This is a genomic window from Luteibacter sp. P4_E6, assembly GCF_056401535.1.
On the sequence record NZ_JBFUJE010000209.1, the window covers coordinates 1 to 6,712 of the forward strand.

General features: G+C 65.4%; 5 protein-coding genes and 1 tRNA gene. 1 reads left to right on the forward strand and 5 read right to left on the reverse strand.

What is annotated here, in order from left to right; all coding sequences use genetic code 11:
• The 4 genes from AC1DT2_RS13200 to AC1DT2_RS13215 form a co-directional block, all read right to left on the reverse strand.
• Nucleotides 1-770: UvrD-helicase domain-containing protein (locus AC1DT2_RS13200; RefSeq protein WP_477296737.1), on the reverse strand; the 770-nt coding region annotated here is incomplete at its 3' end.
• Entirely contained in the window at nt 767-4,192 is a 3,426-nt protein-coding gene (recC, locus tag AC1DT2_RS13205; RefSeq protein WP_477296739.1) for an exodeoxyribonuclease V subunit gamma, read from the reverse strand. The genes AC1DT2_RS13200 and recC, both read right to left, overlap by 4 nt.
• Nucleotides 4,193-4,259: 67 nt before the next feature.
• Nucleotides 4,260-4,679 carry a CopD family protein gene (locus tag AC1DT2_RS13210; protein ID WP_477296740.1) on the reverse strand — a complete coding sequence of 140 codons (420 nt, stop codon included), beginning with the start codon at nt 4,677-4,679 and terminating at the stop codon, nt 4,260-4,262.
• Nucleotides 4,680-4,764: 85 nt separating this feature from the next.
• Nucleotides 4,765-5,232 (reverse strand): hypothetical protein, encoded by a 468-nt coding sequence (locus tag AC1DT2_RS13215; RefSeq protein ID WP_063571876.1) that lies wholly within the window; start codon nt 5,230-5,232, stop codon nt 4,765-4,767.
• Nucleotides 5,233-5,527: 295 nt separating this feature from the next.
• Between AC1DT2_RS13215 and AC1DT2_RS13220 the strand changes: the two genes are divergently transcribed.
• The gene (locus AC1DT2_RS13220; RefSeq protein WP_477296741.1) at nt 5,528-6,412 is read left to right on the forward strand and encodes a hypothetical protein; all 885 of its coding nucleotides are present in this window, start codon (nt 5,528-5,530) and stop codon (nt 6,410-6,412) included.
• Between the two features lie 115 nt (nt 6,413-6,527).
• Here the strand turns inward: AC1DT2_RS13220 and AC1DT2_RS13225 are convergent.
• Nucleotides 6,528-6,602 (reverse strand) — tRNA-Val (locus tag AC1DT2_RS13225).
• Between the last annotated feature and the right edge of the window lie 110 nt (nt 6,603-6,712).

Genomic DNA, 6,712 nt, shown 5'->3' on the forward strand with positions numbered 1-6,712 from the left:
GCATCGCGCAGCAAGGCCTCGATGCGCTCGACATCGCCCATCCACGCGTCGCGAGCGACGGCGAGCCGGCGGGCGTCCTCGTCTTCCCATGCGCGCAGCGCCGTAAACAAAGCGGCGACATCCGTCGCATCCAGAGCCTCACCGTTGACCCGCAACGTGGTCTCACCGCCGAAGAGGAGGGGCCGTAACGTCTGGATCAGCGCATCGGGCGTCTTCCATTCCGCCAGCACCGCAGCCACCTGCCGCGTGTCCAGTGGATAGAAGGCCTGGCGCCAGTAGTCGCGCACGCAATCGGCCAGGAGCTCGCTCTCGTCAGGCTCGAGTGTCTGCACGAAGGCGTGACCGCTTCCGAACGCGTGCTGGGTCAGCATGCGCTGGCTCCAGCCGTGGATAGTGAAGATGGCGGCCTCGTCCATCCATTGCGCGGCCAGCTCAACACGGCGCGCACACGCCGCATGCGCGGTCGACGGGTAGGCGGCGAGCAAGTCGGCGAGGAACGCGTCGTCCGACTCACCAGCGCGAAACGCACGAGCCGCATCAACCAGACGTGCGCGAATCCGCTCACGCAGCTCCTGCGTTGCCGCCTCGGTAAAGGTCACCACGAGGATGTTCGGCGGCAGCAAGGGCTGGGCGATGCCATGACCGAGCACCGCGCGTACATACAGTGCGGCGATGGTCCAGGTCTTGCCCGTGCCGGCGCTCGCTTCGATCAGGCGAATGCCCGACAACGGCATGACCAGTGGCCGCAGCGGTTCCATCGCGACGCTCATGACACCTCCACGCGCAAGGTGCCGAGGAAGTCGCGATAAGGTTCAAGGCAATCGGCAAAGCCAGCCTGCATCAACGAAGCAAAATCAGGGTAGGCGCGAAGCAGGTAGGGATCGCCGTCGAGTTCGCCGTACGTCCGTTCGTGAGTGGCTTCATACGTGGCGCGCGCAGCCTGCGGCGCCTCCTCCGGTGAGCGCGCGTTGAGCCACGCCAGCGCCGTCTTCACCGCGACCGGCCGAGGCCTGGCCATGCCCTCGCGCCAGGCGCGCACCAGCGTGAGCAACATCGCCATGGCGTCGTTAGCCGCAAGCGGTTCGAGAACGATCGTGGCATCCGGCCCGATGTAGCGCGTGACCACGGCAAGACCGGCAGCCTGCGCCACGAGATGATCGACCCAGGGCATGACGAGGCGATGAGCGCGGGGCCCACCGTCGGCATCCAGCACGTTGGACGGCGACAGCAGGAAGGCCGCCAGTTGCCCCTGGTCGTTGCCGCGAAGGTCTGCCAGCCAGTCTTCGATGGCCATGCCATCGACCTCGATTCTGATCTCGCGCTTGCCCGCCTCGTGCGGCCACGCACGCCGCTCCACGACGAAGCGTCCGTAAACCGCGCCTGCGATCGCTTCGAGATCGGCGCGCACCGGTGCCGCGAATCCACCCATCGGCAGGGCGCCGCTGCGTTGCAGCTTCGCCGCCGCGTCGTCGATCGCTGCGACGGCACTGCCTTCACTACGCAGGGCAGCTCGAAGGAGTGTATCCGCCATGGCGAACCGGCCCAGGCTGTCCACCGCGAAGGGCTCGCGCTCGTCGCCGCCGGTGTCGGCCGTTTCGAAGCGGACACCCAGGCGCGCCTGGAAGAATTCGCGCACCGGATGACGCACGAAACGGCGCAGCACGCCCAGCCCGGTCGGGCGATCCACGAGGACGGGGGCCAGGTCCGCATCGACAGCACGCTGAATGTCATCGTGGGCCTGGCGCCACTCGCTCGCATAGGTGAACAGCCGGGCGTCGTCCGCGCGAAAATAGGCCTTGCTAAAGGGTTGCAGGGGATGCTCGACCGTGACCGCGGGCAGGAGGTCGGCGCCGCCCTGCCCTTGCCAGGCAGCGCCCAGATAGTCGCGCAACTGACCCACCAGCACCGACGGCGCACGCTCGGCGTTGTCGCGCGCACGGCGCCCGACCCAGCCTATGTGCAGCGCGTCGCGCGCCGAAAGCAGCGCTTCGAGAAACAGGTAGCGATCGTCTTCGCGACGGGAGCGATCGCCCGGGCGCCAYGCGCCCTGCCTCGACATCAGGTCGAAATCCATCGGTGGGCGCGCGCGTGGGTAATCCCCGTCATTCATGCCGAGCAGACAGACCAGGCGGAACGGAATCGCGCGCATCGGCATCAGCGTGCCGAAGCTCACCGCACCAGCGAGGAACCGCTTGGAGAGCCCACCCTGGTCGAACTGGCCGAGCCACGCCTCCCGCACCACCTCGATCGGGAGGGCATCATCGAACGCCGCCTCCACGCACGCACGCTCCCAGGCGTCGAGTGCGTCCAGCAGGCGCTCGATGCGCATGCCGTCGTCGGGCTCCGCTGGCTCGAAGAAGTCCCGCAACAGGCGGCGCAGCCGAACGCCCCACTCCGTAGCGGGTGCTGGCTCGCGCAGCGCCAGCCAGTGCTCGCCGAGGCGCTCCAGCACGTCGGCCAACGGCCCGACCAGACGGGCGTCCAGTCCACCCACCTCCGGGTAAGGCTCGATCTCGCCCCAGGCCTCGCCCGCCCCGACGGCGTAGCCGAGAAGCATGCGGCGCAGCCCGAAAGCCCAGGTGTTCTGTTCGAGGGCCGGCAGATCGAGCGAGGCACGCTGTGCGGCGTCGAGACCCCAGCGAATGCCCGCCCCTTCCACCCATCGATGCAGCAAAGGCAGATCGTCTTCGGCGAGCCCGAAACGCTCGCGCACCGCCGGGACATCCAGCAGGTCGGCCATCTCGCCCGCGCCGAAACGCGACTCCGTCATGCCGAGCAGGACATCGAGGGCCATGACGACAGGCACCGTGCCGCGAGCCGCGCGGTCGGCCACGCTGTAAGGAATGAACCGCGGATCGTCACGCGGCACGCGACCGAAAACGGCGTCGATGTGCGGGCCATAGGTTTCGATGTCCGGCACCATCACGATGACATCGCGCGGCAGGATGGGATCGCCCGCCTGCGCGGACGCCTCGAATCGGGACAGCAACTGATCGTGCAGGATCTCGACTTCTCGCTGCGGCCCATGCGCTACATGGAAGGCGATCGACGTATCGCCGTCATCGATCGGCCGGGGCGTGGCGGGCAACGGTTCGAGATCGAGAATGGCCGACTGGACCTGTCCGAGCAGGTGGGTCGATGCAGGCTCGGCAAACAGGTCGATGCGTTGATCCCACGCGTTGAATCGTTCGCGATAGCTCTCGGGATGGTCGAACTCGTCGAGAAGCCGGATGTAGTCGCGCCCCTGTTTACCCCAGGCGGCGAGCAGCGGATTGGCGTGCAGATGCATGTCGTCGTCCGACAGCTCCACGGGCATGCCCGGCTTCGCCGCCTGTCGGCGACGCTCCGCGCGCAGCAGCTCGCGATCGTCGACGATATCCGCCCAGTAGTGCCGGCAAGGATTCATCACGACCAGCAGCACCTGGGACCATCGCGCCAGCGCGGACAGTGCCTCAAGCGTCTGCCTGGGCAGCGACGACATGCCGAAGACCACGATGCGGCGTGGCAACGCTTTCGGACGCTCGGTGGCCTCCGTCACCGCGCGCAGGAAGCGCGCGTGCACGGCAGCGCGGTGGCCGTCCGCTTCATCGGCACCGACGTCGTCCAGCAGTCGCCGCCATAACGCCGCCTGCCAACGATCGGGCGCAGCCATGGCGGGAGCCCCGCCGCGGGCGTCGCGCAGCACGTCGCGGCCGTCGGCCCAGTCATCGAGCCAGTCCGCGCGGTACACCTGGTACTGGTCGTAGAGATCCGCGAGGCGCTCCGCCAACTGATGGCATTTACGGGCGTCGCCCTCCGTACCGAGGAAGGCGGCCAGCGGCTCGAAAGCCGGCTCCCGCGCCACCGAAGGCAGGAGGCGCATCAAGCGCCAGACCAGGCGGGATTTGTCGAAAGGCGATTCGGGAGGCACGGCATCGCGACCGAGGACCGCGCGATAGGCCACCCACAGGAAGCGGCCCGGCAACTCGACGTTGACGGCAGCGGCTATGCCCAGCCCACCGTCGTCGACGGCGCGCGCCAGGGCCAGCCGGAACCACTGCGCAATGCCGTTGGACTGGACCAGAACCCATTCGTCCTCGAGCGGCTTCAGCGGGGCCCGGCGCAACCAGGCGACGAGGACATCGCGCAGCTCCTCCAGCCGGTTGCCGTGCAGCACCATGAGGCCTGGCGCGATGTCGTTCCCGTCGCTCAACCGGTGATTCCTGCATTTGTTGGGTCAGCGGCGATCATGACCGATCCGGGTCGCACCGGGCGAGACCTCAGAATGGCTTGGCGACGACGAGGTAAACGATGGCCAGCAGCACCAGCACGGGTAACTCGTTGCCGATACGCAGCGCCTTCGACGAGGGCAGTGCGCCGCCCGCCATGCTGCGCTTGAGCGCCCTTCCCGACCAGATGAAATAGGCGAGCATCACCGCGACCAGGGCCAGCTTCGCGTGCAACCAGCCACCACTGATGTGAAAGACGAACCAGAGGATCAGCCCGAGCACGAGGGCCACACCGAACATGCTGTGGCCGAACTTGTATAGCCGACGGCCCATCAGCTCGAGCCGTGCCTTCACCGCCGGCTCGTTGCCCGCTTCAACGATATTCACCAGGATGCGCGGCAGGTAGAACACCGTCGCCATCCAGGCGATGACGAACACGATGTGCAGGGATTTGATCAGTAGATAGGCCACGCACGCCACTCCGTCGGGGATTGCCGTGAGTGTAGCCCGTCGAGCGACGCGGGGCGTGCGGCCAGATGCCTCGGAGGCGACCCGCTCAGGGCGACTTGAGTTCCAGCATCTTGATGATGTTGATGGCGAAGGCCAGCATCGCGGCGACGGCGCCGCAGGTGATGATGACGCCAAAGACGCGTTCCTTCCACACGGTCAGAACATGCACATCTGCCCTGATTTCCTTTAGGGAAAGGTCGATGCCATCGAGCCGGCCTTCGATCCGGACGAAGCGTTCGTCGATCCGGACGAAGCGCTCGTCCATCCTGTCGAAACGCTCGTCGATCCGAACGAAGCGCTCGTCCATCCGGTCGAAACGCTCGTCCATCCTGTCGAACCGCTCATCCACCCGGTTAAGCCGACCGTCGATGCGCGTCAGCTGAACCTGCATGCCGATCAGGGTCGTCGCGATGGCGTCCCCCACCGCCGGGCTTGCGACGGTCCCTGGCGACTGGACCGCTCGGCGTGGACGATAAGGAGGAATACCGCTGCGTTTGCTCATTGCCTGCTCCATGAAGTCGATTCCTGCCGGATTGAAGAAACGCGGGCGGGATGACGGCCAGCGTGCAGCACGTCGACACATGGAGTCATGAGAATCCTGACCAGTTTCGGCGACGCATACAGACAGCTTGCCGACGCGCGCGAATACCCGGCATCCGCCCAGGGAGTCTCTTCAGGTAAGCACAGTCCGAGTATCGAAAATCCGACGTAGGCCCGTCCACGACCCTACGATCCCACTGAACCGATAGACTGATTTACCATTGAAGGAAGCCGACTATGGCGCTTCAGGGTACGGGGAGACAGGGATCGTGCACTCGCTTGCGCAAAKCCGCCACCTTTTCCTATTCGGGCTGTCTCTGGCGCTACTCGGCGGGGCATCCCCTGGATATGCTTCCCCGACCGAAGCAGCCTTCGAACACGCCGTAGACGCACAGCGCGCCGCCATCGCCAAAGAAAATTCGGCGACTCCGGGAACTCCGTGGGCTGGCGACTATTATTCCGGCGATGGCCTTGGCGCAAACGTATCCGTATCTCTCGCGCCCCGTTCTGGCGTTGCTGCCACATGGCAGGGATGCCTTGGTACCTACGCAGCGAACAAGGGAAGGGTGGTTCCCCAAGCGGACGGCAGTCTGCTTCTGAAATACGAGCAACCCAACGATCCGAGTGGTATCGGCTTTGCCGACCATGTCATGCCTGTCGTCTGGGGCGAACGCATGTACATGGTTTCCGAGAAGGAACTCCCGGCATTCGCCAGCGCGATAAACCTCGGTGATGAGCCGCGGGAGGGCGCATACGGCTCGTTTCTCATGCGCGACGGAGACGAACATCGCAAGGTATACGGGCTGCCTGCCCTGCCATCTGCACAGCGGTCGCTGATTCGCGAAGCGCCGCTGGACGTCGGCGTGGTCTCAGCGAGTCGGCTGCACGATAACCGTGCCGATCAGTTCGAATGCCGGTATCGGCTGGTACTGGATCACGGTGCTAACGACAGGCTGGCGGTAGGGATGGACCTTCGAGCGACCGGGGTCTATGCAGGAAATCGCATCACCCTGGAACAAACGACATCAACCCGCGCCGTTGGCACATTGAGCTTATACGGCGATGAATGCACCAAGCCAGATCAGCAGCCCTCGACCAGGACTCGTTTTACAACCGGCGCTTATCGCGAGATGGCGTCAAACGAGAAACCCTGAGTGAATACATGGACGGGTTGCGTGCCTAGCTGCTTGAGCGCAAGGCAAGAAAAAAGGAGCCGTGAGAGGCTCCCTTTATCGTTGTCTTCAAGCCACTTCTCGCTTTATGGAAAAGTGGTGGGCGGTACAAGGATCGAACTTGTGACCCCTACCATGTCAAGGTAGTGCTCTACCGCTGAGCTAACCGCCCGAAGAGCTGCGCAGTTTACCGGCGCCCGACGGGGTCCGCAAGAGGTCGCGGCAGATTTTTTTCAGTCACGGCCCGCCATGGGGCCTAGCGCAGGGCCCGCTCCCTGAGCC